Annotated in this window: 30 protein-coding genes; 22 read left to right on the plus strand and 8 right to left on the minus strand. The window is 66.9% G+C overall.

The window, feature by feature from the left end:
• Nucleotides 1-5 precede the first annotated feature (5 nt).
• Nucleotides 6-899, plus strand: coding sequence for a helix-turn-helix transcriptional regulator (locus tag ACOI2T_RS00445; protein ID WP_409504037.1), 894 nt, complete (start codon nucleotides 6-8; stop codon nucleotides 897-899).
• Nucleotides 896-1,330 carry an ester cyclase gene (locus ACOI2T_RS00450; RefSeq protein ID WP_067853644.1) on the plus strand — a complete coding sequence of 145 codons (435 nt, stop codon included), beginning with the start codon at nucleotides 896-898 and terminating at the stop codon, nucleotides 1,328-1,330. Before ACOI2T_RS00445 ends, ACOI2T_RS00450 begins: the two co-directional genes overlap by 4 nt.
• A 6-nt stretch (nucleotides 1,331-1,336) precedes the next feature.
• Here ACOI2T_RS00450 and ACOI2T_RS00455 read toward each other — a convergent pair whose 3' ends face one another.
• Nucleotides 1,337-2,746, minus strand: a complete 1,410-nt coding sequence (locus ACOI2T_RS00455; RefSeq protein ID WP_409504038.1) for an ABC1 kinase family protein — start codon at nucleotides 2,744-2,746, stop codon at nucleotides 1,337-1,339.
• Nucleotides 2,747-2,823: 77 nt separating this feature from the next.
• Here ACOI2T_RS00455 and ACOI2T_RS00460 point away from each other — a divergent pair, with 77 nt between their 5' ends.
• A complete protein-coding gene (locus ACOI2T_RS00460; protein ID WP_067853647.1) occupies nucleotides 2,824-3,420 on the plus strand; it encodes a TetR/AcrR family transcriptional regulator in 597 nt (198 codons plus the stop codon).
• 11 nt (nucleotides 3,421-3,431) lie between these two features.
• Here ACOI2T_RS00460 and ACOI2T_RS00465 read toward each other — a convergent pair whose 3' ends face one another.
• Nucleotides 3,432-3,929 (minus strand): flavin reductase family protein, encoded by a 498-nt coding sequence (locus ACOI2T_RS00465; protein ID WP_409504039.1) that lies wholly within the window; start codon nucleotides 3,927-3,929, stop codon nucleotides 3,432-3,434.
• A 104-nt stretch (nucleotides 3,930-4,033) separates the two neighbouring features.
• On the opposite strand from ACOI2T_RS00465, the gene ACOI2T_RS00470 reads away from it, so the two are divergent.
• From ACOI2T_RS00470 to ACOI2T_RS00515, 10 genes are all read left to right on the plus strand, one after another.
• Nucleotides 4,034-5,215, plus strand: a complete 1,182-nt coding sequence (locus ACOI2T_RS00470) for a zinc-dependent alcohol dehydrogenase (protein ID WP_409504040.1) — start codon at nucleotides 4,034-4,036, stop codon at nucleotides 5,213-5,215.
• Between the two features lie 48 nt (nucleotides 5,216-5,263).
• Nucleotides 5,264-6,430, plus strand: a complete 1,167-nt coding sequence (locus ACOI2T_RS00475) for a metallophosphoesterase (RefSeq protein ID WP_409504041.1) — start codon at nucleotides 5,264-5,266, stop codon at nucleotides 6,428-6,430.
• A 122-nt stretch (nucleotides 6,431-6,552) separates the two neighbouring features.
• A complete protein-coding gene (locus ACOI2T_RS00480) occupies nucleotides 6,553-7,440 on the plus strand; it encodes a hypothetical protein (protein ID WP_409504042.1) in 888 nt (295 codons plus the stop codon).
• 72 nt (nucleotides 7,441-7,512) lie between these two features.
• Complete coding sequence (locus tag ACOI2T_RS00485) at nucleotides 7,513-8,514, plus strand: AAA family ATPase (RefSeq protein WP_085144716.1); 1,002 nt, start codon at nucleotides 7,513-7,515, stop codon at nucleotides 8,512-8,514.
• A gap of 16 nt (nucleotides 8,515-8,530) precedes the next feature.
• Nucleotides 8,531-9,397 (plus strand): DUF58 domain-containing protein, encoded by an 867-nt coding sequence (locus ACOI2T_RS00490; RefSeq protein WP_409504043.1) that lies wholly within the window; start codon nucleotides 8,531-8,533, stop codon nucleotides 9,395-9,397.
• Nucleotides 9,387-9,860, plus strand: coding sequence for a hypothetical protein (locus tag ACOI2T_RS00495; RefSeq protein WP_409504044.1), 474 nt, complete (start codon nucleotides 9,387-9,389; stop codon nucleotides 9,858-9,860). Before ACOI2T_RS00490 ends, ACOI2T_RS00495 begins: the two co-directional genes overlap by 11 nt.
• On the plus strand, nucleotides 9,851-10,819 hold the full coding sequence (locus ACOI2T_RS00500) for a hypothetical protein (RefSeq protein WP_409504045.1): 969 nt from the start codon (nucleotides 9,851-9,853) through the stop codon (nucleotides 10,817-10,819). The genes ACOI2T_RS00495 and ACOI2T_RS00500 overlap by 10 nt, the downstream gene beginning before the upstream one ends.
• A complete protein-coding gene (locus ACOI2T_RS00505; RefSeq protein WP_409504046.1) occupies nucleotides 10,816-11,736 on the plus strand; it encodes a vWA domain-containing protein in 921 nt (306 codons plus the stop codon). Before ACOI2T_RS00500 ends, ACOI2T_RS00505 begins: the two co-directional genes overlap by 4 nt.
• Complete coding sequence (locus tag ACOI2T_RS00510) at nucleotides 11,733-12,416, plus strand: hypothetical protein (protein WP_409504047.1); 684 nt, start codon at nucleotides 11,733-11,735, stop codon at nucleotides 12,414-12,416. The genes ACOI2T_RS00505 and ACOI2T_RS00510 overlap by 4 nt, the downstream gene beginning before the upstream one ends.
• A 60-nt stretch (nucleotides 12,417-12,476) precedes the next feature.
• A complete protein-coding gene (locus ACOI2T_RS00515; protein WP_067853678.1) occupies nucleotides 12,477-13,073 on the plus strand; it encodes a TetR family transcriptional regulator in 597 nt (198 codons plus the stop codon).
• Here ACOI2T_RS00515 and ACOI2T_RS00520 read toward each other — a convergent pair.
• The gene (locus ACOI2T_RS00520; protein ID WP_085144712.1) at nucleotides 13,070-13,633 is read right to left on the minus strand and encodes a PadR family transcriptional regulator; all 564 of its coding nucleotides are present in this window, start codon (nucleotides 13,631-13,633) and stop codon (nucleotides 13,070-13,072) included. The genes ACOI2T_RS00515 and ACOI2T_RS00520 overlap by 4 nt on opposite strands.
• Before the next feature lie 120 nt (nucleotides 13,634-13,753).
• On the opposite strand from ACOI2T_RS00520, the gene ACOI2T_RS00525 reads away from it, so the two are divergent.
• The 4 genes from ACOI2T_RS00525 (at nucleotide 13,754) to ACOI2T_RS00540 (ending at nucleotide 16,253) form a co-directional block, all read left to right on the plus strand.
• Nucleotides 13,754-14,149, plus strand: a complete 396-nt coding sequence (locus ACOI2T_RS00525) for a nuclear transport factor 2 family protein (RefSeq protein ID WP_085144711.1) — start codon at nucleotides 13,754-13,756, stop codon at nucleotides 14,147-14,149.
• A 2-nt stretch (nucleotides 14,150-14,151) separates the two neighbouring features.
• Nucleotides 14,152-15,189 carry an LLM class F420-dependent oxidoreductase gene (locus tag ACOI2T_RS00530; RefSeq protein ID WP_085144818.1) on the plus strand — a complete coding sequence of 346 codons (1,038 nt, stop codon included), beginning with the start codon at nucleotides 14,152-14,154 and terminating at the stop codon, nucleotides 15,187-15,189.
• A 90-nt stretch (nucleotides 15,190-15,279) separates the two neighbouring features.
• Entirely contained in the window at nucleotides 15,280-15,774 is a 495-nt protein-coding gene (locus tag ACOI2T_RS00535) for a hypothetical protein (protein WP_067853909.1), read from the plus strand.
• Nucleotides 15,775-15,821: 47 nt separating this feature from the next.
• Entirely contained in the window at nucleotides 15,822-16,253 is a 432-nt protein-coding gene (locus ACOI2T_RS00540) for a hypothetical protein (RefSeq protein ID WP_085144710.1), read from the plus strand.
• Here ACOI2T_RS00540 and ACOI2T_RS00545 read toward each other — a convergent pair.
• Nucleotides 16,235-16,852, minus strand: a complete 618-nt coding sequence (locus ACOI2T_RS00545) for a TetR/AcrR family transcriptional regulator (protein WP_409504048.1) — start codon at nucleotides 16,850-16,852, stop codon at nucleotides 16,235-16,237. The genes ACOI2T_RS00540 and ACOI2T_RS00545 overlap by 19 nt on opposite strands.
• A gap of 44 nt (nucleotides 16,853-16,896) precedes the next feature.
• Between ACOI2T_RS00545 and ACOI2T_RS00550 the strand changes: the two genes are divergently transcribed.
• A complete protein-coding gene (locus tag ACOI2T_RS00550; protein WP_409504049.1) occupies nucleotides 16,897-17,154 on the plus strand; it encodes a hypothetical protein in 258 nt (85 codons plus the stop codon).
• Nucleotides 17,155-17,200: 46 nt separating this feature from the next.
• Nucleotides 17,201-18,091 (plus strand): alpha/beta hydrolase, encoded by an 891-nt coding sequence (locus ACOI2T_RS00555; RefSeq protein WP_409504225.1) that lies wholly within the window; start codon nucleotides 17,201-17,203, stop codon nucleotides 18,089-18,091.
• Here ACOI2T_RS00555 and ACOI2T_RS00560 read toward each other — a convergent pair.
• Nucleotides 18,077-18,532, minus strand: coding sequence for a 6,7-dimethyl-8-ribityllumazine synthase (locus tag ACOI2T_RS00560; protein WP_067853695.1), 456 nt, complete (start codon nucleotides 18,530-18,532; stop codon nucleotides 18,077-18,079). The two genes, ACOI2T_RS00555 and ACOI2T_RS00560, sit on opposite strands and share 15 nt — an antisense overlap.
• A 124-nt stretch (nucleotides 18,533-18,656) precedes the next feature.
• Between ACOI2T_RS00560 and ACOI2T_RS00565 the strand changes: the two genes are divergently transcribed.
• Nucleotides 18,657-20,012 (plus strand): FAD-dependent oxidoreductase, encoded by a 1,356-nt coding sequence (locus ACOI2T_RS00565; protein WP_409504050.1) that lies wholly within the window; start codon nucleotides 18,657-18,659, stop codon nucleotides 20,010-20,012.
• Here ACOI2T_RS00565 and ACOI2T_RS00570 read toward each other — a convergent pair.
• Nucleotides 20,009-20,770 (minus strand): alpha/beta hydrolase family protein, encoded by a 762-nt coding sequence (locus ACOI2T_RS00570; protein ID WP_409504051.1) that lies wholly within the window; start codon nucleotides 20,768-20,770, stop codon nucleotides 20,009-20,011. The two genes, ACOI2T_RS00565 and ACOI2T_RS00570, sit on opposite strands and share 4 nt — an antisense overlap.
• A gap of 142 nt (nucleotides 20,771-20,912) precedes the next feature.
• Between ACOI2T_RS00570 and ACOI2T_RS00575 the strand changes: the two genes are divergently transcribed.
• Nucleotides 20,913-21,821, plus strand: a complete 909-nt coding sequence (locus ACOI2T_RS00575; protein ID WP_110775083.1) for a mycobacterial-type methylenetetrahydrofolate reductase — start codon at nucleotides 20,913-20,915, stop codon at nucleotides 21,819-21,821.
• Here ACOI2T_RS00575 and ACOI2T_RS00580 read toward each other — a convergent pair.
• The gene (locus ACOI2T_RS00580; protein ID WP_409504052.1) at nucleotides 21,818-23,242 is read right to left on the minus strand and encodes an MFS transporter; all 1,425 of its coding nucleotides are present in this window, start codon (nucleotides 23,240-23,242) and stop codon (nucleotides 21,818-21,820) included. The genes ACOI2T_RS00575 and ACOI2T_RS00580 overlap by 4 nt on opposite strands.
• Before the next feature lie 132 nt (nucleotides 23,243-23,374).
• On the opposite strand from ACOI2T_RS00580, the gene ACOI2T_RS00585 reads away from it, so the two are divergent.
• On the plus strand, nucleotides 23,375-23,989 hold the full coding sequence (locus ACOI2T_RS00585; RefSeq protein WP_409504053.1) for a TetR/AcrR family transcriptional regulator: 615 nt from the start codon (nucleotides 23,375-23,377) through the stop codon (nucleotides 23,987-23,989).
• A gap of 75 nt (nucleotides 23,990-24,064) precedes the next feature.
• Here ACOI2T_RS00585 and ACOI2T_RS00590 read toward each other — a convergent pair whose 3' ends face one another.
• Nucleotides 24,065-24,763: a fumarylacetoacetate hydrolase family protein gene (locus tag ACOI2T_RS00590; protein WP_409504054.1), complete on the minus strand. Its 699-nt coding sequence runs from the start codon at nucleotides 24,761-24,763 to the stop codon at nucleotides 24,065-24,067.
• Between the last annotated feature and the right edge of the window lie 5 nt (nucleotides 24,764-24,768).

A 24,768-nucleotide genomic window follows, 5' to 3' on the forward strand; every position in this document is an offset into this window, starting at 1 on the left:
ATGTCGTGGACAGGAATCGTTCCGAGCTCGCTGACTTTCTCAGCACTCGTCGGGCCCGGCTCACTCCTGAGGACGTGGGTTTCGGTGGAGAGTTCGCCCGGCGGCGCGTGCCGGGGCTGCGACGTGAGGAGCTCGCACAGCTGGCCGGGGTGAGCGTCGACTACTACACGCGTCTGGAGCAGGGGCGCAGCCGCAGTGCGTCGGCCGACGTTCTCGACGCGCTCGCGACGGCTTTGCAGCTCAACGACGCCGAGCGCGAGCACCTGCACAAACTCGGCCGCCCGCAACCCGAGACGCGGCGCCGGCGTTCGCGGCCTCAACATGTCCATCCCGCGACGCTGGATCTGTTGGACCGCCTGGACGGTGTGCTCTCGCCGGCGTTCATCCTCGGCAGGCGGTTGGATGTCCTCGCGCACAATCGACTGGCCGGTGCGCTGATCACCGAGTTCCGCCACCTGCCCGCGCCCCAGCGCAACCAGGCCCGTTTCGTCTTCCTGGACCCGCACGCTCGCGAGCTCTACACGGACTGGCGCCAGGTCGCCATGGACACCGTCGCGATGTTGCGCCACGACGCCGGCCGCTACCCGGACGACCCCAAGCTGTCGGCGCTCGTCGGTGAGCTGTCGATACATTCCGACGAGTTCCGCACCTGGTGGGCCCGCCACGATGTCCAGCGCCGGACCACCGGAACCAAGAGCTATCACCACCCCGTGGTCGGCGACCTCACCGTGCAATACCAGGCCCTCAATCCGAGTGGTGACGAGGACCAGGTGTTGATCGTCTACACTGCAGAGCCCGATTCGGCCTCAGACACAGCGCTGCGACTGTTGGCCAATTGGCGCGAGCGCGAACATGATTCGGGCACCGACACGGTGTCCGTCCGGAAGGAGAGCCGATGACGCACACCGAGCGCGAAGAACAGGCCGTGGCAGTGGTGCGGCGCAACACCGAGGAGGTGCAGGGGAAAGGGAACTTCGAGTTGTTCGAAGAACTCTTCGCCGACGACTTCGTCGATCACACGCCGCAACCGGGGACGACACCCGACAAAGACGGCGTCCGGGTGTTGTACCGCCGCCTGCGCGAGGCCTTCCCGGACTTCCGCCCGGAGATCCACTGGCAGACGGTCGACGGTGATCTGGTGACGACCTACAAGACCTACCACGGGACCCACCACGGAGACTTCCTCGGTATCGCGCCGACCGGGCGGCCAGTCCAATTCGAGACGGTCGACGCGATGCGGGTACGCGACGGCCGCATCGTCGAACACTGGGGAGTCGCCAATCTCTTCTCGGTGGTCGGCCAGTTGGGCGCGCGCATCGAGCAGCCATGACCGCCGTCACCGACGAGCGTGGCTGTCCAATGCCATCGGAAGTCCGCGTTGGCGAACCCACTCGTGGTGGCGCCTGCCCAACTCCGTGACGGGCTCGGCGACGCCGTCCATGTCATCCATGAGCGCCTTCGCATACAGGGACGCGTTCATGCCGGCGCCGATATGGGTCAACGCGAGCTGAACCCGGGGAAACATCGAAAAGTCCTCGGGCACAAGCATCCGATTGACGGGATTGTCGGCGCTGGGCGAGAACAAGGCGTGCATCAAGCGTGCCGTGGCGGCTGACGTGTAGGTGACAGGTTGAGGCATGTCCGTCATCTCGTGGAGCAACACGTCCCACCACGACCGCAGTTCGTCCAACGTGATGGGACGCCCTGTGGCGAAGAAGCCCAGTTCGGCCATCAGCGCGCGACAGTCGTCGAACCGGCCTTCGAGCGCCGCGCGGTTCATCGCGACCCACGGGTGCCGAAGCCGCTCGGGCAAGACCTTCACGCATCCGAAGTCCAGGAAGCCCACAGTGCCGTCGGCGCCGAAGCGATAGTTGCCGGGATGGGGATCGTTGTGCAGCAGATTCCCATGGCGGAAGTTCCCGTGCACGAACCGCGCGATGATCTCGGTCCACCGGTTCTTCAGCTCCTGGTCGGCGTGCTGCGCTGTCTCCCAATCCATTCCGGGCAGCAGTGTCATCGTCAGTACTCGGTCGCCGGATGCCTCGGGGATGACTTCGGGGATACGGATGAACGGATGGCCGCGATAGAGAGCACCGAACCGGGTGATCATTTGTGCTTCGTGTCGATAGTCGACCTCCTCGGCGATGCGGGCTGCCGCTTCGCGTGCGAGGCTTCGGACATCCGCGGCGACTCCGGCGGCCGCGGTCGCGAACCTCATGACCGTCGCAAGCAGTTCGGTGTTGGCCAGGTCATCGCGGATGGCTTGTGCCACACCGGGATACTGGATCTTGATGGCGACGTCTCGACCGTCCCGCAGGACAGCCCGATGAACCTGCCCGATCGACGCGGCCGCCATGGGTTCGTCGTCGAATTCGGCGAACAGGTCGACCGCGTCTCCGAGTTCGGCGCCGAGCACGTCACGTATGAGGGCAACGTCCATCGGCGGAGCGTCGGCGCGTAATCGGGTCAGCGCCTTCTGGTATGGCGAGAAGCCGCCGCTGCCGAACGCGTCGCCGTCGACCATCGACATCAGTTGGCCGACTTTCATCAGCACGCCGCGGGAATGTCCCAGCAGGTCGGTGTAGCGATCGGCGGTGCGCTCGTGGAAGCGAGTCACGGCATCGGTGTCGCCGGACCGTTGGCGGAACTCCGCGACGAAGCGGCCTCCGACGGCCCGGGCGGTGAACCCGGCCAAGGGCATCGTCCGGCGGATCCGCCCGCGCGGCACGGAATCGTCTTGCGGCATCTGGGCTCCCCACTGTCGGTATCCGCAGCCGTAAAGTAGAGTCTTGCATAAGGTAAGTGATCACTTTGGAGAGGTCAATGGCTGCACCTGCGCCGACGCGTGAACGCCTGGTCACCGAGGCGATGCGGTTGTTCAGCGACAAGGGTTTCGATGCGACGAGCGTTTCGCAGATCGAGGCCGCGGCGGGCCTGGCACCGGGATCGGGAGCCCTGTACCGCCACTTCAAGTCGAAGGACGCCCTGCTGGAAGCGGGTATCGATCGGCAGCTCGACCGCCGTCGCGCCATGCGAGACATCCGCGCGTTGTTCGCCGGGCTCGACGACTTGCGGGCCGAGCTCACGGTCCTCGGCCGTTACCTGCTCGGCGTCGTCGACGAGGAGATCGAGATGCTCCAGATCGCCGCGCGAACCCCGGCCGGGCGCTCAGCGCGCCTTGATGCTGCCTACAGTGCGCTCATCGACGGGCTGAACGGCGAACTCGCCGAGTGGATCAGCGCGTGGAAACCGCAACTGCCGCAGAGCGATTGCGAGGCGCTGGCGGCGCTGGGAGTCAACGGAATCCTCGGCGTCCGCTTCACGAGCCATCTCGTACACCGGACGCGGTCCCACGTCCCGGACGACCGGTACCTCGCGGAGTGGACCGCTGTGCTCGCCGCCAGACTCGAATCCTGTTGATCGCCGACACGTCAGGCTTCGTGGCCGGGTTCGAGATCTTTCACGTCGGTGAAGCTCACCCAGGTGTGCGGGCGCCCCGTCGCGTGCGCGGCAACAGGTTTCAGCAGATACCCGACATGGTCGCCGAGGTCGAATCTCTCGGTGATCGCTCCCACGAACCATGCGCCTGCGGCATCGAGGATCGGGGTGCCTGCCGGACCTTCGTGCCAGCGGCAGCATTCGAACTTGTCGACCGTATCGCCGGTTTGGGTGCCGAACCAGCGGGCGAGGTCGATCTCGTTACGTGACACCAGGTGTACGCCCAGGTGTGTCGCATCCTGCGCGATCGAGAACGTATGGTTCTTGCGCGACAGACCGACCAGGAACATCGGCGGATTGATACTCGACTGCGTGGCGAAACCCACGAGGCAGCCGCCCAACCTGTCCCCGGCCCTCGCGGTGACGACGAACATCGGGTAGTCGAGCAGACCTACGAGATCCTCGAATGCTGCCACGCGGTCATCAGACATCGCATCGACCCCTCAATCGCATGACAGCAGTATGCCCGGGCCAGGTGTTTGGGGAACGGCCGCCGGGGTAGCCACACCGCAACATCGGCGATGGGAGTCTTGCTGTGAAAGCTGTTACCTGGCATGGGCGCCGCGATGTGCGGGTGGATACCGTGCCGGATCCCGAGATCCAGGAACCCACGGACGCCATCATCGAGGTGACGTCGACCAACATCTGCGGATCCGATCTGCACCTGTACGAGGTGCTGGGGGCCTTCATGCACGAGGGCGACATCCTTGGCCACGAACCGATGGGCATCGTGCGCGAGGTGGGTTCCGAAGTCGACGGGCTCGCCGTCGGTGACCGCGTGGTGATCCCGTTTCAGATCTCGTGTGGGCACTGCTTCATGTGCGACCAGCAGCTCTACACGCAGTGCGAGACGACGCAGGTGCGCGACCAGGGCATGGGGGCCGCACTGTTCGGCTATTCCGAGCTGTACGGTCAGGTCCCCGGCGGACAGGCCCAGTACCTGCGCGTGCCGCAGGCCCAGTTCACCCACATCAAGGTCCCCGAAGGGCCGCCGGACTCCCGGTTCGTCTACTTGTCGGACGTCTTGCCGACGGCGTGGCAGGCCGTCGCGTACGCCGAGATCCCGAAGGGCGGTTCGGTGACGGTCCTGGGGCTGGGGGCCATCGGTGACATGTCGGCCCGGATCGCCCAGCACCTCGGCTACGACGTCATCGCAGCCGATCTAGTGCCGGAACGCTTGGAACGGGCGAAGTCCCGCGGGATTCGTACCGTCGATCTGCGCTCGCTCGGCGTTCCGCTGGGCGACGTGATCCGCGACATGACCGAGGGGCGGGGAACCGACTCGGTGATCGACGCCGTCGGCATGGAGGCGCACGGTTCACCCGTCGCGTCGATGATGCACAAGGTGACCGCGTTGCTACCTGACGCGATCGCGAAACCCATGATGCAGAAGGCGGGGGTCGACCGGCTCGATGCGCTCTACTCGGCGATCGACATCGTGCGCCGCGGCGGCACCGTGTCGTTGATCGGTGTCTACGGCGGCATGGCGGACCCGATGCCGATGATGACGTTGTTCGACAAGCAGATCCAGCTGCGGATGGGCCAGGCCAACGTCAAGAAGTGGGCCGACGACATCATGCCGCTCCTCACCGACGACGACCCGCTCGGCGTCGACACATTCGCCACCCACGTCCTGAGCCTCGACAAAGCCCCGCACGCCTACGAGATCTTCCAGAAGAAGGAGGACGGCGCGGTCAAGATCATGCTCAAGCCCTAGTTTGGTGGCGAAATAAGCTGATGAACATCCGACCCGCAGAGGAAGTGCATGTTCATCGTCGTTCTCGCCACGATTCTCGGGCTGATGCACTTCTACATCTGGGTCCGCGTCATCAAGAACACGACGTCGCCGGGTCGCACGCGGTGGCTGCTCACCACGATCCTTCTCGCGCTCGCCGTGCTGTTGTTCGCGACGCTGATCCTGCCGCGGGTCATCGGGCTGACCGAGTCGGCGTGGTTCGCGTGGCCCGGCTATGTCTGGTTCGCCCTGGCGGTCTACCTGTTCCTCACCTTGCTCGTGTTGGAGCCGGTTCGGCTGGCGCTGCGCGGCTGGGTGCGGCGTGCGCCCGAACCACCCGCCGTCGAGGACCCACAGCCGGCCGTCAACCGGCGGCTGTTCCTGGCCCGTGCGAGCGCCGTGGCCGCGGGTGTGGCGTCGGCCGGTTTGGTCGGGGCAGGCATGGCCAGCGCGCTCGGGCCACCGGATCTGCTGCGTGTGCCGGTGCGGCTACGCCGACTCGATCCGGCGTTCAACGGGTTTCGGATCGCCGTGGTGTCGGATATTCACCTCGGTCCGTTGGCGGGGCGTGCGCACACCGAGCGGATCGTCGAGATGATAAACGAGACCGCACCGGACCTCGTCGCGATCGTGGGCGACCTCGTGGACGGCACGGTCGAGGAACTCGGGGCGGCCGCAGAACCGTTGCGGGATATGGTTTCTCGTGACGGAACCTTCTTCGTGACGGGCAATCACGAGTACTTCGTCGACGGCACGACCGCATGGCTTCGCGAGTTGGACCGGCTGGGTATCCACACGTTGCGCAACGAGAACACGCTGATTCGGCGCGGGAGTGCCGGGTTCGATCTGGTCGGGGTCAATGACGTCGCCGGTGAGTCCATCGCCGAGCCCCCGGACTTCGACCGCGCGCTGGACGGTACGGATCGGGCGCGGCCGACGGTGTTGCTCGCGCACCAGCCGGTCCAGGTGGCCGAGGCGGCCGACCGCGGGGTGGACCTGCAGCTGTCGGGACACACGCACGGCGGGCAGATGTGGCCGTTCCACTATGTGGTGCAGGCCGTGCAACCGTCGCTCGCCGGGTTGTCCAATTTCGGCGACACGCAGTTGTACGTCTCTCGCGGCGCGGGTTTTTGGGGTCCGCCCGTGCGCGTCGGCGCGCCACCCGACATCAGTGTGCTGACCCTGCAGACCGACTGACCCGGTGAACCGACCGCGGGGCCGCGTCGTTCCACTACGGACTGTTGACCACGGATTTCCAAGGGTCCGGTCCGGCCGCACAACGGCCAGTCTTGGTTCGACGGACACGAAAGGTAACCCCGATGTCGAAGATACTGCTGCAGACCACGATTGCGGAGACTCCCAACGACTGGGATGTCAGCCGGTTCTCGCTGCTGGCCGAGGAGTTGACGGCGGCCGGGCATCAGGTGGTCGCGCGCAACCGCGTCGACAACGCCGACGACCCGGTGCTCAGCCGCGTCGATGAACTGGGATTCGATCAGCTGTGGCTCATGTGCGTCGACGTCGGCGACGGTCTGACCGCCACCGAGGCGGCCGCGATCCTCCGATTCCGGGAGAACGGCGGCGGAGTTCTCACCGCTCGCGATCACCAAGATCTGGGATGTTGCCTGAACTGCCTCGGATCGCTCGGCGTCGTCAACGAGTTCCACGACAAGAGCATCGACCCGGCGACGATGTGCGACGACCCGGACAACCCGGACATCTCATGGCCCAACTATCACTCCGGCGCGAACGGCGACTACCAGCCGGTGCTGACCGACGGTCCGGTGCACGAACTTCTGCGCACGGACAAGACCGCGAGCGGGCGGATCGAGTGGTTTCCGGCTCACCCGCACGAGGGGCTGGTGTCACCGACAGGTTCGTTCACGTCGGTCCTGGCGCAAGGACGCAGCAAGGCGACCGGACGGCGTTTCAATCTCGCCGTGCTGCTCGACGGCGAAGTCACCGCGGACGGTCGCCCGATGGGCCGCGCACTCGCCGAATCGACGTTTCACCACTTCGCCGATTACAACTGGGACACCGATCGCGGCGCGCCGTCCTTCGTCACCGAACTGCCGGGCACGCAGATCAAGGAGGATCCCTATCCGCTGGCGGTCTTCAAGGACTACGTGCGCAACGTCGCCACCTGGCTGCAGCCCGGTGCACCGCACATCCCGGTGATGTCGTCGGAGGCGTTGTCGCAGGCGTAAACGCCACCTCGTGCATGACATTGGCAAAGCCTGGGTACATACGGCAGGGGAGGAGCCGTATCGGAAGGACCCATGACAGCACCGCGATTGCAGTTTGACCAGCGTGACGTGGCCGAAGCCCAGCACATCGTCGGCGCGGTCGCGTCGGCGTTCTCGGCCAAGGTCGTGGGGCAGAACCATCTGCGGGAATCGATGCTCGTCGCGCTGCTCGCCGGCGGCCATCTGCTGGTCGAAAGCGTCCCGGGATTGGCCAAGACCACGGCCGCGCGCGTCGTGGCCGAATCCATCGACGGCAGCTTTCGCCGCATCCAGTGCACGCCCGACCTGTTGCCGAGCGACATCATCGGCACGCAGATCTACGAGGCCGCCACCAACTCGTTCGCCACGCAGCTCGGCCCGGTGCACGCCAACATCGTGCTGCTCGACGAGATCAACCGCTCGAGCGCCAAGACCCAGAGCGCGATGCTCGAGGCGATGGAGGAACGCCAGACCACGATCGCGGGCGTCGAATATCCGATTCCCGAACCGTTCCTGGTGATGGCGACGCAGAACCCGGTCGATCAGGAAGGCACGTATCCGCTGTCGGAGGCCCAGACCGACCGGTTCATGCTCAAGGAACTCGTGCACTACCCGTCGACCGACGACGAGGTCGAGATCATCGAGCGGATGGACGCCGGACTGTACGACCGGGCGCACCGCGCCGCACCCGTCGTCAGCATCGACGATGTGCGCCGCGTCCAGGACATCGTCCGGTCCGTACACCTCGACCGTGCGTTGATCGAATACGCGAGCCGTCTGGTGGGCGTCACGCGGGAACCCGACAAGCACCTGCCCGCCAACCTCGCCCGGCTCATCGAATACGGGGCCAGCCCGCGTGCCACGATCGCGTTCTGCCGAACCGCCCGGGCGCTGGCGGTGCTGCGGGGCCGCGGTCACGTCGTGCCCGATGACATCGCCCGGCTTGCCCATCGCGTTTTGCGGCATCGCTTGATCCTGGGCTTCGAGGCCGCCAGCGCAAGGGTCACCCCCGACGTCGTCGTCGACGCGGTGCTGCGCGCGGTTCCCGTCCCGTGAGGTCGGTGGGACCACCGTGGGCAAGCATCTCGACTCTGCCAAGGCGTATTTCGGCCGCGACGCCGGCGGCCTGCTCGAAGGCGGCCGCTACGCGCTGATCCACACGCGCAGCCTCGAATTCGACGAACTACGTCCCTATGTCCCCGGAGACGACGTCCGCGACATCGACTGGAAGGCGTCGGCGCGCTCGGGCCACACTCTGATCAAACGGTTCGTCTCCGAGAAACACCACAAAATCCTCGTGGTGGCCGACGCGGGACGCAACACGTCGGCGCTGGCGCCGTCGGGTGAGCCGAAAAGGGATGTCGCAGAGAACATCATCGGCGCGATCGGTCTCATCACCCTTCCCCGTTCCGACGAGATCGGCATGGTGCTGGGCGACCGTCGCGGCTGTGTCGACATCCGGCTGCGTCGCGGCGAGACCCACATCGAGAGCATGCTGCATCGGTTCCACCACCACGCGACGACCGAACCCGGCCCGAGCGACATCCTCGTGCAACTGCAGTGGGTGGCCCGGCACTACCGGCACCCGCTGCTCGTGTTCGTCGTGTCCGACGAACCCGAGGTCAGCGATCGGCTGGCCGACGTCCTGCGCTCCCTGACCGCGCGCCACGACGTGTTGTGGACCATGGTCGCCGACGCGTCCGCGGTGGCAGGCACCGATGACGACGGACGCGCGTTCGATGTCGCCGACGGCAGCTTCGTGCTCGACAAACTGGACAGGCACGTGATCGACGCGTATCAACGTGCTGAAGAGGCGCGGCGAGAACAGCTTTCGGAGTTCCTGACGACGCATCGCATCCCGCACGCCCGGATCGGCAGCAGCCAGCGGATCCGGGCGGCCCTGACCGCGATGACGGGGGTGTACGCTCGTGCCGGATGACTTGTTGCGGTACGTGATCGGCCCGTCTCCGTACTCGTCGTCCTGGTGGTGGCTCGCCGGGGCGCTGATCGTGGTGCTGATCGTCTGGTACACAGCGGTGTTCGTTCTGACGTCCTCCGATCAGCAGCTGCGTGATCTGCCGATCCTTGGAGCTGCCCGCGAGGAGCTGATCAAGCGCCGAGCCACGCGTGCCGTCCGGTCGATCGGAAACCGTTATCGTGCAGGAGATCTGGCTGCTGGACCTGCCGGCGCTGCGCTGAGCCGGGAGTTGCGGAAGTTCCTGCACGCGACGACGGGAATTCGCGCGCAGTACATGCAGGTCGACGACATCGCGGCGAGCACGCTCGCCCCGGCCGCGCCGATTCTGTCGGAGTTGACCGACGTGCAGTTCAACGATCGTTCGACGGTCGACGTGGGCGTGGCAAGCGAATCTGCCGAGGAGCTGATCCGCGCATGGAGCTGATCTGGTGGATCGTGGTCATCGTCGGTTGCGTGGCGCTGGCCGGCTGCGTGGTTCACGCGCTCCTGTGGCCGCACCCCGTCGACCGTCAACGGCTGCGCCCGCTGGCCAACACCCGGCGCCTGACACGATTGCCGGAATACCTACGCGCCGTGCGTGTGCGCACGATCACCGCCTGCGTGTCGATCGCGTTGCTCGTCACGGCGTTCGCGGCAGCCGTTCTCGTCACAGCCCGCCCGATGGGCCTGCCGTCGACCAAGCAGACCAGCGAAGCCCTTGCGCCCGAGGACATCATGGTGTGTGTCGGCGCGCCGGTATCCGAACCCGCGGTCGCGGCGACGATGCGTTACTTCGCCCAGCGCGTCACCTCGTTCGGCACCGAGCGGATCGGGCTCACCTCGGCAAATCGGCGGGTCATTCCACTGACCCGCGATTACCAGTACGCCGCAAGTCAATTCGGTGCGTACGCGCAGCCGGTCGAACAGCAGGACGGTGAGCCGTTCGTCGCGCCGGTGTCCTACGTCGACTACGCCGAGAATGTCGAAGACGTTCTTGCACTGTGCCTGACCGGTTTCCCGACGTTCGACGAGAAGACCCCGCAGCGCCGGTCGCTGATCTATGTCGGCCCGCAATCGCTTCCGGGGCCGGGCGGAGCGCAGTTGTTCACCGACGAACGCGTCCGCGGGATGGCCGCCGCCGCGGGAGTCCAGGTCAACGTGCTCGCCACCGACACTGGTGGGGGACCACTCGACGAGCTCGCGCGTAGCACCGGTGGACGGTCCGTTGAGGCCGGTGCGACGGTCGATGGGCAGCTCGACGACATCAGAGACCACCCGCCGAGTGCGGCGTCGAGTGGGGACAACGCCACCCGGTCCGTCGAAACACCCGATGTCGGGATCGTGGTGGCTATGCTGGCAGTGGTCGCCCTGTCGCTGTGGCCGGTGGTGGTGGTGCGCCGGTGACCCTACAACCCGTACTCCCTCCGCTGCTGCTCGCGGCGGTGGCGGTGCTCGTGGTCGTCGCCCGAGTCGTGGTGCTGCGTCGGCGACCCGACAGCGAACGCACCCGCACGGTGATGTGGCGCTGGGCCGGGATGACCGCGGCCGGACTGTTGTTGCTGCTGGCCGCGGCCCGTCCGACGATCGGCAGCGATGAGCAGGCGGCGGCCCGGGCTGCCGGTGACCGGGAGCCGAATGTCTTTGTGGTACTGGACCGGTCGGCGGACATGTCGGTGCGCGACGTCGACGGGCGAACGCGCATGGCGGCCGCGCACGACGACATCGCCGCGCTGATCGACCGCTACCCCGACGCGCGGTTCTCGGTTCTCGGATTCACGTCACGGCCCTCGGTGGATTGGCCACTGTCCGCCGACACCTGGAGTCTTCGGCCGCTGCTCGCCGCGATGACGCCGGAGGCCGCGCCCGACGAACTCACGAATGTCGGTGCGGCGGGCACCGTGCTGCGCTATCAGCTCATCAGCGCCAGGCAGCAGTTCCCGCGCGCACAGAACCTCGTGTTCTACCTCGGCGCCGGCGCGGTGGGATCCGAAGCGCCACAACGGCGATTCGAGCTGCAGGAGAATGCAGTCGACGGTGGCGCGGTGCTGAACTACGGCCGTACCGAGGTCGCCGCGTTACGTGGCGTCGCCGACCAGATCGGGGTGCCGTACGTGTTGCGCAGCGACACCGCGCCGCTCGCCGAGGTGCTTCCGGACGACGAGGGCACGACCCGGGCGGCCGATGCGACGACGGTGGCCGCGCGCCTGGAGCTCTACTGGATCTTCGCCGGCCTGGCCGCGATCCTCATCCTGATCGAGCTGTACCTGACGTTGCGCGAGTTTCGCCGCATCCGGCCCGTCGACGTAGGGGCGCTGCCATGACCCTGCGCCGCAAGCTGTTGGTGTTCTCCGCACCCGTCGCGCTGCTACTCGTCATCGCGGTGCTCAAGCTGGTGTCGGTCGGTGTCGCGGGCCAGTCCGCCGTCTCGAACTTCGCCGATCGCGACGCCGGGGCGATGGCCGGTGATGTGGCCGTGCTGCGGGTGCTCAATGTCGTCGAGCCCGCCAGGGCGTACTACGCCGACGGTGCCCGCGCGGTTCTGGAGAACCGGCTGGAGGACGCCGACCGGCAGTTCTCGGAAGCGCTGGCCCGTACCGACATTTCGCAATCCTGTCCGGTCCTGGTGAATCTCGTGCTCGTCCGCGAAACACTCGGGGACCGTGCGGCAGGCGTCTTCGACAGTGAGACCGCGGCCGCCCGCTATCTCGCCGCCAAGGCCGTCGTCGAACAGGCTCCGGACGGGTGCTTCGCCGGCAACGGCGACCCCGACCCGCAGCGGCAGGCTGTGCGCGCCGACGCGCTCGCCCGGCTCGACCGCAAGATCGAGGCGGTCCGTGCGATACCTCCGCCGCCCCCGCAATCACCGCCTGCCGCGGCCCCCGTCGCGCCGCCGCCCACGTCGGGTGGGGGAGCGCCGGACCAGTCGGAAAACCGGCTCGACCCCGAAACGGGCGATCCGCTGGAACGGCTGCAGGAAATCCTTCGCGACGCGGCCGCGTAACCGGCATTCGGTCGCCGGGATACTGTCGAGCCGGAAGCGGGTCGACGAGAAGGAACGGACATGGCGGTGGCGGACGGGCTGTCGGCGCGGGAGACCAAGCGCCTGCAGACACGGGAGCGTCTCATGGGCGCAGCGATCGCAGAATTCAAACGGGCCGGCATGGCCGATGCCGATGTAGGCGCGATCGTGGCCGCCGCCGGGGTCGCCCATGGCACGTTCTTCTTCCACTTCCCGACCAAGGAGCACGTGCTGCTCGAACTCGAACAGCGCGAAGAGGAACGCATCGCCAAGCAGTTCGCGCAGTATCTGCGCAAGCCGCACGATCTGGCCTCGGCGCTGCGTGAGTCGATGCGCCTGGTGATCAACCTCGAACGCCGGCTCGGCGACTTGTTGTTCAAAGATTTTCTGGCGCTGCACTTTTCCCAGACCCGGCCCGCCGAGGACGGTCGGGACCACCCGATCATCGTCGGGGTCGCCCGCGAGATCGGGCTCGCTCAGGAACGCGGCGAGGTGGCCGCGGACGTCAACGCGATGAACAGTGCGGTGTTCTTCCTGCTCGGGTTCTACGCGCTGCTGGTAACCACCAACGACTGGCCGACGCGCGATGCGCTGCTCGACGACTACGTGCGCCGGACGCTGCGCAGCCTCGAGCCCTAGCCGCGAACGGCCGAGCGGTGTTCGAGAACCGACAGGGTGTGCTCGGCCCAGCGAATGTTCTCCTGCTCGAACGAGATTCCGCGCAACAACGTCAGGTACGGCCCCACCCGCGCGCTGTCGCGCAGGTATTCGGCTTCCGTGCGGCCGCCGAGCATCCGGTCCCGCATGCGCTCATAGCGGGCGAGTTTCTCGGTGGCCCAACGCAGTTGATCGGCGACCAACTCCCCGACGACGGCGGCGTCCCCCGCGTCGACGGCGTTGACCTTGATGAGCAGCTCGTCGCGGATCGTCGAGGGCTTGGGCGGCCTTGCGGTGAAGGCGCGGATTGCATCATGGCCGGCCTCGGTCAACGAGTACATCCGCTTGTTGGGCCTGCGCTCCTGCTGCACGATGCGCGACCGGATGAGGCCGTCGGCGGCCAAGCGGTCCAGTTCGCGATAGAGCTGTTGCGGCGTCGCGGTCCAGAAGTTGGCCACCGACGCGTCGAAGCTCTTGGCCAGGTCGTATCCGGAGGATTCACCTTCCAACAGGGCGGCCAGGACCGCGTCGCGTAACGCCACGCGCGCAGCGTACACCGAAGTGAATAGTCAACAAAGTGATTAATCGCATATGGACTTCGAACCCGGCGCGACCTAGCGTCAGCGGCACCTACTCAACAAAGTGACTATGCGAGGTGCCGGATGCATCCTTTCCGCCAGGCCGTCGAGGCTCGCGACGAGGCCGCGATCGCCGCGTTGCTGGCCGACGACGTCGTGTTCACCAGCCCGGTGGCGTTCAAGCCCTACGTCGGCAAGCCCATCACCGCAGCGATTCTGCGCGGCGTCATGCGGGTGTTCGAGGACTTCCAGTACCTCCGGGAGATCGGCGATGCGAACAGCCGCGACCACGCACTGGTCTTCGAGACCACGGTGGCGGGCAAGCGGATCACCGGATGCGACTTCATCCACACCGATGACGACGGTCTGATCGACGACTTCATGGTCATGGTGCGGCCGCTGTCGGGTGCGCAGGCCCTGGCCGAGGCGATGGGTGCGCAGTTCGAGCGCATCCAGCAGGAAGCGCTCGAGGGGCGATGAGCATGCGGATCGGCTTGGGCATCAACTATGCGGGCGGTTTCAAGGAAGTGGCCGCCGAGGTCGCCGACCTGGAGCGGGCCGGCCTCGACATCGTCTTCGTGCCGGAGGCGTACTCGTTCGACGCCGTGAGCGCACTCGGCTATCTGGCGGCCAGCACCGAACGCGTGCAGTTGGCGTCGGGAATCCTGCAGCTCTACACGCGCACTCCCACTCTGACCGCGATGACGGCCGCGGGCCTCGACTACGTCTCCGACGGCCGGTTCACCCTGGGGCTCGGGGCGTCCGGCCCGCAGGTCATCGAGGGCTTCCACGGCGTGCCATATGACGCGCCGATCGCCCGGACGCGCGAAGTGGTGGACATCTGCCGTCAGGTGTGGCGGCGCGAACGCCTGCAATACGAGGGCAAGCACTACACGATCCCGCTGCCCGCAGACCAGGGGACGGGGCTCGGGAAACCGCTCAAGCTCATCAACAAGCCGGTGCGCGAACGCATTCCGGTGCTGCTTGCGGCACTCGGCCCCAAGAACGTCGAACTCGCGGCCGAGATCGCCGAAGGCTGGCAGCCCATCTTCTACCTGCCCGAGAAGGCGAACGACGTGTGGGGTGACGCGCTGAAAGCGGGCCGGGCCAAACGAGATCCGGCATTGGGCGATCTCGACGTATACGCCGGCCCGGTGCTCGCGATCGGCGACGACGTGGAGCCGCTGCGCGAGTTCGTCAAACCGCATCTCGCGCTCTACATCGGCGGCATGGGCGCCAAGGGCAAGAACTTCTATCACGCGCTGGCCACGAGTTACGGCTACGGCGCCCAGGCCGACCGGATCCAGGAGCTGTATCTGGCCGGCGACAAGGAGGCCGCCGCCAAGGCCGTGCCCGATGAGCTCGTGCGCGACGTCTCCTTGATCGGCAGCGCGGGATTCGTCAAGGAACGGCTGGCCGCCTTCCGCGAATCCGGCGTCACGACGCTCAACGTCGTGCCGATCGGCGCGACACCGGCCGACCGGGTCAAGCTCATCGAGCAGCTGCGCAATCTGTTGTAGATCCCGGTATGTATCGGGCGGCTAACGATTCGGTAGTGCCTCGGCGCTGACGCCCCCGTCAACAGCAAAGCCGTGGTTCAGTGGAAACCGATGTTGGATTCGAAGTTCTCACTGCGACTTTCGGCCGTCGCCGCGGCGACGGGTCTCGCCCTGCTGGTTGCCGGGATACCCACGGCCGTTGCCGCGCCCGCCAGCGACGGCCAGGGCTACATCGATTCCACGGCGCGCTGCGAGAGTGCGGACGCGACGGTGCTCTTCGGCAGCACCGAGCAGTCGCGCGTCGCGATCTGCACGGTGTCGGGTGGCGACTACGAGTACCGCGGTGTCCGCGTGCGCGACGGCGCGCGGCTCGTCATCCCGGCAACCCGCTCCGACGACGGTTCGTTCCTCGCCGAGAACGCCGGCATCGAGTACCTCGTCACGGCGAAGTCGCTGGTCCTGAGCGCGGGTGAGCGGGTGATCCGCGAGGAACCGATGGTCGACTTCCATGGGCCGGGCGCATCGGCCTCCGAGGAGACCACCACTCCGTCGACACCGCTGCCGCCGCCGTTGCCTGCCGAAGTGGGTGGCAGCGGAGAGAGCTGAGCTGGCACATGTGCGGCGAGCACATGAAAATGATAATCATTAGTGACATGCCCGCTCGCTCGCTCACACTGCTGTCTGCCGACCTCGATCAGCTCCTCGCCGAGCTCGGCGCCGGAACGCTTCTGTTGACCGTTCCGGTGCTCGACGACGCCATCCAGGTCGGCATCGGCGGGGACTATCCGACGGGCACGATCGCCGTCACGACAACTGCCTGCGGAGTGCGGATCCGCCACCTCGACGGCAGGCCCATGCAGGTGCACATCGTGCGCGATTGGCAGGACGCGGACGCACCCGGCATTCGCAGCACGCTTTTCGGTGAACCGGTGCACGAGCTCGCGCTCGAGCGGCACGGTCGGTCGTGGGTGATCGGCACCGGGGTGCCGGTCGGCCGGGCCGAGGACCTCGCGACGTTCGTCAACACGGTCGCGAGATTCGCCGTGGCCAAGCAGCGCACGACCGGTCAGGTGGTCGCGGCGTAGGTCTGCAGGTACTGGGTCAGCGCACGTTCGCCCTCGGCGAGTACGGCGCGGTCGCCGGCCGGGCCCGCCCGATAGGCGAGCTCGAGCACGCGGTCACCCATCTCGACGGCCACGGTGGTGACCAGCGGATCGGTGCCGGGACGCAGCAGCCCCCACTGCAGCAGCGCGCCGTGCAGGGCGTCGGCGAACTCGGCGCGGCGCAGCCGCGGATCGGCGAGCAGACCCCGGGCGAGGCTCGTGTAATGCAGTGTGACCAGATGCGGGTGGGCCCGCAGATGCTCGTAGTGGAACTCGAAGATCCCGTGGATCACCTCGCCCAGGCTGCGCGGGTTGAGCGCGGCGAGAACCGCGGCGCCGTCGGCGTCGCGGCGGTCGAGATGGTCGAGCACGATCTCCTGCAGGATCGCGTCACGGTTCGGAAAGAACTGGTACACCGTGGCGACCGGAACATTGGCACGTTCGGCGATGGCGCGGGTCGTTACGGCGTCAGCGCCATCAGCCTCCAGTAGTTCCATCGCCGCGGCCCGAATCCGTTCGACGCGCCGTTTGCTGCGTTCCTGTACCGGCTGTCGACGACGCAATGGGCTGCGGGTGACCACCTATGCATCGTTCCATACGGCTATCATGAACACTATTCATGTTAATGTTCCGTCCTGAACGCTCGGGTTCCCCGCGCAACATTGCGCCTGACGACCATCCCGACGATGCGCCGCTCATGGACCTCATCAAACGCGGCCAGGCCGAGGGCGTGTTCTCCTCCGAGCTCAGTGCCACCTGGATCGAGCACACGCTGTTCGCCTTGGTGCTCAAGGGATGTCAGGATGCCGCCGCCGGCGAGCTGGCGCGCCACGTCGTCGCGCCGACCATCATCCGCACGTTCGAACACGGTGTGCGCGCCTGAGCGATCGGTATCGTCGAATCCTGTGTCCATCCTCTCCAAGCCAGTGATCGCCGACGCATGGGCGCGGCTGTTTTCCGCCACCGTCAACCCGGCACCCAAGCCGGGTGTCCGATTTCCCGAAATCCCCGGGCGCACAACGTCGGCCGTCATCGCGACCCGTCACGGTGACGTCACGGCCACGATCTATCACCCGGATCCGGGTGAGACGAAACCCGGCGTGTACGTCAACGTGCACGGCGGCGGCTTCGTCGTCGGCCATCCCGGACAGGACGACCCGTGGTGTCGCTACCTTGCCGCGCACGCCAATGTCGTTGTGGTGAACCCCGATTACGTGCTGGCGCCCCGTCGCCGGTTCCCGGCCCCGGTCGAGCAGATCTACGACGTGGTCTGCTGGGCGGCAGCGCCCGAGCGGGACTGGGACGGCAGCCGGTTGTGTGTCGGTGGGCAGAGCGCCGGCGGCAGCTTGTCGGCCGCCGCATCGCGGCTCGCGATGGAGAACGGCGGCCCGGCGATCAGCCTGCAGGTATTGCACTACCCGCCGCTGGACCTGGTGACCGCAACCAAGGACAAACATTCCGCCTTGGGCGCCAAGGCCGTACTCAAACCGTGGATGGGCGAAGTCTTCGACACCGCCTACATACCCGACCCGGCCCAGCGCCGCGACCGCCTCGCCTCACCCGCGTGGGGAACCAACGCCGATGACATCGAGGGCATCGCGCCCGCACTGATCGTCACCGCTGAATACGACCGGTTGCGCGACGAGGCCCGGCGGTATGCCGAGAAGCTGGAGGCCGCAGGCGCTTTGGCCGAGTACCACGAGGTCCGCGGGGTCGACCACGGCTACAACATCATGAGCGACAACGCCGACGTCACCCGCCGCATGTACGACCTCATGGCCGGGCACGTGCGCCGGGCCGTCGGCTCAGTGACCCAGTGACGCGTGCAGATCGAGCGTCGCGGCGACGGCGTTGGCGGCTTCGGCGCCCTTCTTGACGAAGTGCTCGGTGAAATAGCCGACATGCTCGTCGTGCTCGTGGAAGTGGTGCGGCGTCAGCACCACGGAGAACACCGGCACGTCGGTGTCGAGTTGCACCCGCATCAACCCGTCGATCACCGCGGTGGCCACGAACTCGTGCCGGTAAATGCCGCCGTCGACGACGAGGGCTGACGCGACGACGGCACGGTAGCGTCCGGTGTTGGCGAGACGCTTTGCCGTGAGCGGGATTTCGAATGCCCCGGGGACTTCGAAGAACTCCAGCGCGTCCTCGGCGAAGCCCAGGGTGCGGATTTGATCGGTGAAACCCTCGCGGGCGCGGTCGACTATGTTGCGGTGCCAAGTGGCCTGTACGAACGCGATCTGGGTGGCTGCGTCAGACATGTAGCGAAGTTATCGCACGGCCCGCGTATCCGATGACGGCGGCGTGACGCGAATCTCCCCGGGTAAACCTTGCGGCATCGGCGAACATATTTAGGCTTGCCTTACCTAATTACGTGAGGCGGTTATGAGGCATATTCGAGTAGCGGTTATCGGTGCAGGTCCGGCGGGCATCTACGCCGCAGACATCCTGACCAAGGAGTACGAGCACGCCCGCGTCGACGTGTTCGACCGTCTGCCCGCACCGTACGGACTGGTCCGCTACGGCGTCGCCCCGGACCACCCGCGCATCAAGGAGATCATCAAGGCGCTGCGCCGGGTGCTCTCCCGCGACGAGATTCGCTTCATCGGCAACGTCCACTATGGCACCGACATCCGGCTGGCAGACCTGCGCCGCCACTATGACGCGGTGATCTTCTCCACGGGCGCCCGCGGAGACCGCGCGCTCGACATCCCCGGCATCGAACTGCCCGGCAGCTACGGCGCCGCCGACTTCGTCTCCTGGTATGACGGTCACCCCGACGTGCCGCGGACCTGGCCGCTCACCGCGAAGAACGTGGCGGTGCTCGGTGCGGGCAATGTCGCACTCGACATCGCCAGGATGCTGGCCAAGCCGGCCGACGAACAGCTCACCACCGAGATCCCCGGCAACGTCTATCAGGGCCTTGCGGCCAACGCGGCCACCGATGTGCACGTGTTCGCGCGCCGCGGTCCGGCTCAGATCAAGTTCAGCCCCATGGAATTCCGCGAGCTCTCCCACTCGCCGAGCGTCGACGTGATCGTGCACCCCGAGGGCTTCGAGATCGACGAGGCCAGCCAGCAGGCGATCAACACGAGCAAGTCGACCAAGCTCGTCGTGGACACCATGATGAAGTACCTCGAGCGTGAACCCACGGGCGCACCGCACCGTATCCACATCCATTTGTGCCAGGCGCCGGTCGCGGTGCTCGGCACCGACCGGGTCGAGGGGCTGCGCACCGAACGGACCGAGCTCAAGGGTGACGGAAACGTCCGCGGCACAGGCGAATTCACCGACTGGCCGGTGGAGGCGGTGTACCGGGCGGTGGGGTACCTGTCCTCGCACCTGGCCGAACTGCCGTTCGACCACCATGCCGGTGTGGTGCCGCACGACGCGGGCCGCGTGATCGACATCGACGGTGGGCTTGTCGACGCCACCTACGTCACCGGTTGGATCAAACGCGGTCCGATCGGGCTCATCGGCTACACCAAGTCCGACGCCGCCGAGACCGTCAACAGTCTGCTGACCGACCTGCCGGGCCTGCGGGTGCCCGAGGTGGGCGATCCCGACGCGATTTTGTCGCACCTGTCCGACAACGGTGTCGACTACACGACGTGGGCGGAGTGGGAACGGCTCGACTCACACGAGATGTCGTTGGGCGAGGTGCAGGGCCGCGAACGCGTGAAGGTGGTCGCCAGAGAAGAGATGATCCAGGCCGGCCGCGATGCGCTGGTGCGCGACTAACGCTCGCCGAGATAGGCGTCGGCCCAGGCGCCGATGATGCGGCCGGCCCGGTGCGCCTGCCCGGGCCCGGTGAGCAGATGCTCGGAGCCCTCCAGCGACACGAAGCTGCGGGGGTGGCGCGCGGTGCGGAAGATCGCGCTCGCGTTCTCGATGCCGACGGTGTTGTCGGTCGGCGAGTGCAGGATCAGCAGCGGCATCTTCAAGGCCTTGATCTTGTCGTGGAGATGCGCGGCGCGGACATCCTCGACGAACGCCCGTTTGAGCGTCAGGGTGCGCCCGCCGACCATCCACTCGCCGCTGCCCTCGGCGAACACTTGCTCAAGGCACGCGTCGTACTGGTGCTCGACGTGCACCGGGTCGATCGGCGCGCCCACGGTCACGACGGCCCGCACACCGGGGGCCTGCCGGGCCGCGGCCAAGACCGCGGCGCCGCCGAACGAGTGCCCGATCAGGATGTCGGCGGGCGTGCCGCGCTCGGTCATGAACTTGCAGGCCTCGATGATGTCGTCGACCTTGTGGGTGAACGAGCCGTCGCCCCAGTCGCCCTCCGACTCCCCGAGGCCCAGCGCGTCGAACCGCAACATCCCGATACCGTCACTGGCCAATTGCTTGCAGATGCGCGACGCCGCCGGCGAGTTCTTGCCCAGCGTGAAACCGTGCGAGAACACGCCCCAGCCCCGCACCGGGCCCTCGGGCAGGTCGATCGACCCCGCCAGCATCGGGCCGGTGGAGCTGGGGAAGGAGACACGTTCAGCCATGGGGGAGGTTTACCACGGCTGCTATCCGGACGTGGCTGACCGCACTGCCAGGGTGGGTCCGTAGGGTGGATTGGTCCGGCGGATGGTGGGCGCAGGCCCAACGGGCAATGTCGCCCGCACCGCCGTGTTGGTACGTCATGAGATGTGGAGCAAGCAGGTGCCCCTGAACACCATCGCGCTGGAACTCGTGCCACCGACCCTGGAACGGGGCGCACAGTACGCCGTCGACGAAGCCCACAAGGTTCTCGCACTGTCCGCCGAGGCGGGCATCGAGGGCCGGATCCGCTACGTGATGATCCCCGGGATGATCGACGAGGACGACGACCGTCCGATCGAGATGAAGCCGAGGATGGACGTCCTCGACTACTGGTCGATCCTCAAACCCGAAATGCCCGGCCTGCGCGGGCTGTGCACCCAGGTGACGTCCTTCCTGGATGAGACGGCACTGCGGCAGCGGCTGACCGCCCTCAGCGGCGCGGGCTTCGACGGCATCGCGTTCGTCGGCGTGCCGCGGACGATGAAGGACGGCGAGGGCGAAGGCGTCGCACCCACCGACGCGCTGTCGATCTACGAGGACTTGGTACCCAACCGCGGTGCGATCCTGATTCCCACGCGCGACGGCGAACAGGGCCGGTTCAACTTCAAGTGCGACCAGGGCGCCACGTACGGCATGACGCAGCTGCTGTACTCCGACGCGATCGTGGGCTTTCTGACGGAATTCGCCAAGACCACCGACCACCGCCCCGAGATCCTGCTGTCCTTCGGATTCGTCCCGAAGATGGAGTCGAAGGTCGGGCTCATCAACTGGCTCATCCAGGACCCGGGCAACGAGGCCGTCGCCGCCGAGCAGGAATTCGTCACCCGGCTGGCCGAACTCGAACCGGGCGAGAAGCGCAAGCTGATGCTCGACCTGTACAAGCGCGTGATCGACGGCGTCGCCGGTTTGGGCTTCCCGCTGAGCATCCACTTCGAGGCGGCCTACGGCGTGTCCAAGCCCGCGTTCGACACATTCGCCGAGATGCTGGAGTACTGGTCGCCCGACCGGAGCTAGACGCGATTGCGCACCAGCATGGTCGCCGGCACCGTCGCGAGGATGAAGAACGCCGCCGCCACCGCGACGTAGAGATACACGCCGGTCGCCGTGCTCACCGGAGCGCCTGCGGCAGAAATACCGGGAATTTGCGTGGCTTTGAGCACTTCGCCGCCGGCCACGTTGAAGACCACCGAGCCGAGGGCGAGCACGACCGACACCAGGCCCGCGACCGTGCCCTGCCGTTCGGGCGGTTCGGCGCCGACCGCCAGGTTGTAGCCGGAAGCGCCGATCGCGCCGGCGGCGATACCCAACATGGCGCCGCACGCGATCGCGAGCGGGAGCACTGACACGCCCGCCACCATCGCCGAGGTCGCCACTGCCCCAATGACAATGCCGCCGAGCAGCGGCAGCGCGGGGCCCGTCCGCCCGGCGATCCACCCGGCGCCCACCCCGCCGACGACAATGCCGAGATTTGGTGTGGCGAGCAGTATCGCGATCGTCTCGCCATCGCCGAGGCCGTATCCCAAGCCAAGGTCGCCGGGCACCTGGGCGATGATCGCCGTCAGCTGGAGCATGCTCCGGAAGGCGCCCGCCGCGAGGCCCAAGGCCAAGAGCGTCAACAGAATCGGTCGGCTGAGAGATCCGATGTCGATGACGGGTTCGTCGACCCGCAGCGCGAGATACGTCCAACCCGCCAGCGCGGCAAGGCCGGCCACGAGAAGTGTGAGCATGGCACTCGACAACCAGCCGTAATCCCGTCCGAGGGTGATGTAGGCGAGCACCGCGCCGAGCCCGCCGCCAAGCAGGAAGGCGCCGATCACGTCGATCCGGCCGGTACCGCGGACCGGAGACTCGGGGATCAGGGTGCGCACGCACAGCGCGGAAACCGCGGCGAGCAGCGCTGCGGCGACGAACACGCTCCGGTAGCCGAACGAGTCGATGATCGGTTTCATCAGGAACGGTTCGAGGATTCCGACGAGCGACGAGCCGGACGTCAGGAGTCCGACCACCGCCATCGCCACTGCGGGGCTGCAGATTTGGCGGGTGAGTGCCACCGTGAGGAAGACGGCGGCGAACGCGGCGCCCTGGAGAAAACGTCCCGCCAGGAAAATCCAGACATTCGGCGCAACAAGGCAGACGAGCGCTCCAACGCACGCGAGAAGCAGTGTGGCGACGAGTATCCGGCGTTTGCCGAAGATGTCAGAAGTCTTCGCGAGCAACGGCGACCAGATGGCTCCGGCCAGCATCGCGCTGGCATTCAGCCACGCGGCCTGATCGGTGTCGAAGTGGTCGAGCAATTGGGGCAGCACCATCATCGGCGAGCCGATGACGACATCGGCCAGGACGTTGGCCAGGGTCAGCACGGCCGCCCAGAGGACGAGGCGCGTGCTCCAGCGATGCTCTTGGGTGTGGATGGCGGTTTCCAGGGTGTCTTTCACTACGCACTCGTCTGGTCGGAGGGGGAAGATTAAAAGCGACAGTCAGTCGCTTTAGGTACGGTACTTTGCGGCGCCTTGCATGGCAATGGCGCGCCTGGCGAGAATCGGCACCCGGGCAGGAGGTGAGCGGTGATGGACGACGGGACTGGTGACCGGCCGCCCACGCGGCGCCCCGGCGGACGCAATGCGCGTGTGAGAGCGCAGATTCTCGCCGCGACGGCAGAGCTCGTCGCGCGTGACGGCATCGCGGGCTTCCGCTACGAGGAGGTCGCCGAGGCCGCCGGCGTGCACAAGGCCAGCGTTTATCGCAACTGGCCCGACCGCGAGGAATTGGTGGTCGAAGCCCTGCTGCGTTACGCCGAAGATCTCGCGTCGGTCGCCGATACCGGCGACATCCACCGGGATCTGGTCGACTTTCTGGTGGCGCTGGCCGGGGGTCTCGAAACGCCGTTCGGCCGGACGCTCGAACAGGTCATCCAGCCCGCGCGCGAACGCGCCACGGTCCAGGTCCTGTCCAGAATTCTCGACGAGCGCGTGGCCGCGATGCGTCAGCGCGTCGACACCGCCGTCGACCGTGGCGAACTTCCCCCGGTCGACAGCGCGTTCCTCGGCGAGATGATCTCCGGCCCAGTGCATCTCATCGTCAACCGGGGAATGCGCCCATTCACCCGCGCGGACGCCGAACGCATCGTCGACGTCGTGCTCGCCGGCGTCCGGGCGACGGCCGTTCGTCCATCGCCGCGGTAAGCCTTAAACCGCGACCACTTGCACCGACGTGAAGCGTCGACGCGCGACGGTGTACGGCGGTATCGAGCATCTACGCTATTTCGGCTGACCGATCGTGAACTCGAATTCCGCGACTCCCGAGACGCCACCGGACACCACGTCGCCGGGCTGCATCGCGCCAACACCGGCGGGCGTCCCGCTGAAGATCAGATCGCCGGGCGCGAGGTCCACGGCCGCCGAGATGGCGCTGATGACCTCGGGCACCGACCAGATCAGGTCCTTGAGGTCACCCTGCTGCTTGAGGTCACCGTTGACGCGCAGCCAGATCTCGCCGCTGTCGGGGTGGCCGACGGCGGCGACCGGATGGATCGGGGTGCACGGCGCCGACGCGTCGAAACCCTTCGACCAGTCCCATGGCCGGCTGAGCTTCTTGGCCTCGTCCTGCAGATCCCGACGGGTCAGGTCGACGCCGACGCCATAACCCCAGACCAGGTTCAGCGCATCGGCCGGCGGGACGTCGCGCCCACCCGCTCCGAGCGCAACGACGAGTTCGATCTCATGGTGAAACGACGAAGTCAGCGACGGGTAGGGCACGGTGCCCGCGGCGTCGATCACGGCGTCGGCCGGCTTCATGAAGAAGAACGGCGGCTCACGGTCGGGGTCTTTGCCCATTTCCCGGGCGTGGGCGGCGTAGTTGCGGCCCACGCAGAACACCCGCCGGATCGGGAACCGCTCCGGGCCGGTGCTCACGGGCAGTGATGCCTGCGGTGGTGGAGCTATCACGAACTCGGTCACGGTGA

Source organism: Mycolicibacterium wolinskyi str. Jessa 2025, assembly GCF_049241375.1.
Taxonomy (GTDB): Bacteria; Actinomycetota; Actinomycetes; order Mycobacteriales; family Mycobacteriaceae; genus Mycobacterium; species Mycobacterium wolinskyi.

What these genes read in the sequence shown, in the direction of transcription:
- ACOI2T_RS00450 (WP_067853644.1), top strand. Translation starts at nt 896, where the DNA reads ATGACGCACACCGAGCGCGAAGAACAGGCCGTGGCAGTGGTGCGGCGC.
- ACOI2T_RS00455 (WP_409504038.1), bottom strand. Translation starts at nt 2,746, where the DNA reads ATGCCGCAAGACGATTCCGTGCCGCGCGGGCGGATCCGCCGGACGATG.
- ACOI2T_RS00460 (WP_067853647.1), top strand. Translation starts at nt 2,824, where the DNA reads ATGGCTGCACCTGCGCCGACGCGTGAACGCCTGGTCACCGAGGCGATG.
- ACOI2T_RS00465 (WP_409504039.1), bottom strand. Translation starts at nt 3,929, where the DNA reads ATGTCTGATGACCGCGTGGCAGCATTCGAGGATCTCGTAGGTCTGCTC.
- ACOI2T_RS00475 (WP_409504041.1), top strand. Translation starts at nt 5,264, where the DNA reads ATGTTCATCGTCGTTCTCGCCACGATTCTCGGGCTGATGCACTTCTAC.
- ACOI2T_RS00480 (WP_409504042.1), top strand. Translation starts at nt 6,553, where the DNA reads ATGTCGAAGATACTGCTGCAGACCACGATTGCGGAGACTCCCAACGAC.
- ACOI2T_RS00485 (WP_085144716.1), top strand. Translation starts at nt 7,513, where the DNA reads ATGACAGCACCGCGATTGCAGTTTGACCAGCGTGACGTGGCCGAAGCC.
- ACOI2T_RS00500 (WP_409504045.1), top strand. Translation starts at nt 9,851, where the DNA reads ATGGAGCTGATCTGGTGGATCGTGGTCATCGTCGGTTGCGTGGCGCTG.
- ACOI2T_RS00510 (WP_409504047.1), top strand. Translation starts at nt 11,733, where the DNA reads ATGACCCTGCGCCGCAAGCTGTTGGTGTTCTCCGCACCCGTCGCGCTG.
- ACOI2T_RS00515 (WP_067853678.1), top strand. Translation starts at nt 12,477, where the DNA reads ATGGCGGTGGCGGACGGGCTGTCGGCGCGGGAGACCAAGCGCCTGCAG.
- ACOI2T_RS00525 (WP_085144711.1), top strand. Translation starts at nt 13,754, where the DNA reads ATGCATCCTTTCCGCCAGGCCGTCGAGGCTCGCGACGAGGCCGCGATC.
- ACOI2T_RS00530 (WP_085144818.1), top strand. Translation starts at nt 14,152, where the DNA reads ATGCGGATCGGCTTGGGCATCAACTATGCGGGCGGTTTCAAGGAAGTG.
- ACOI2T_RS00535 (WP_067853909.1), top strand. Translation starts at nt 15,280, where the DNA reads ATGTTGGATTCGAAGTTCTCACTGCGACTTTCGGCCGTCGCCGCGGCG.
- ACOI2T_RS00540 (WP_085144710.1), top strand. Translation starts at nt 15,822, where the DNA reads ATGCCCGCTCGCTCGCTCACACTGCTGTCTGCCGACCTCGATCAGCTC.
- ACOI2T_RS00550 (WP_409504049.1), top strand. Translation starts at nt 16,897, where the DNA reads ATGTTCCGTCCTGAACGCTCGGGTTCCCCGCGCAACATTGCGCCTGAC.
- ACOI2T_RS00560 (WP_067853695.1), bottom strand. Translation starts at nt 18,532, where the DNA reads ATGTCTGACGCAGCCACCCAGATCGCGTTCGTACAGGCCACTTGGCAC.
- ACOI2T_RS00565 (WP_409504050.1), top strand. Translation starts at nt 18,657, where the DNA reads ATGAGGCATATTCGAGTAGCGGTTATCGGTGCAGGTCCGGCGGGCATC.
- ACOI2T_RS00570 (WP_409504051.1), bottom strand. Translation starts at nt 20,770, where the DNA reads ATGGCTGAACGTGTCTCCTTCCCCAGCTCCACCGGCCCGATGCTGGCG.
- ACOI2T_RS00575 (WP_110775083.1), top strand. Translation starts at nt 20,913, where the DNA reads ATGTGGAGCAAGCAGGTGCCCCTGAACACCATCGCGCTGGAACTCGTG.
- ACOI2T_RS00585 (WP_409504053.1), top strand. Translation starts at nt 23,375, where the DNA reads ATGGACGACGGGACTGGTGACCGGCCGCCCACGCGGCGCCCCGGCGGA.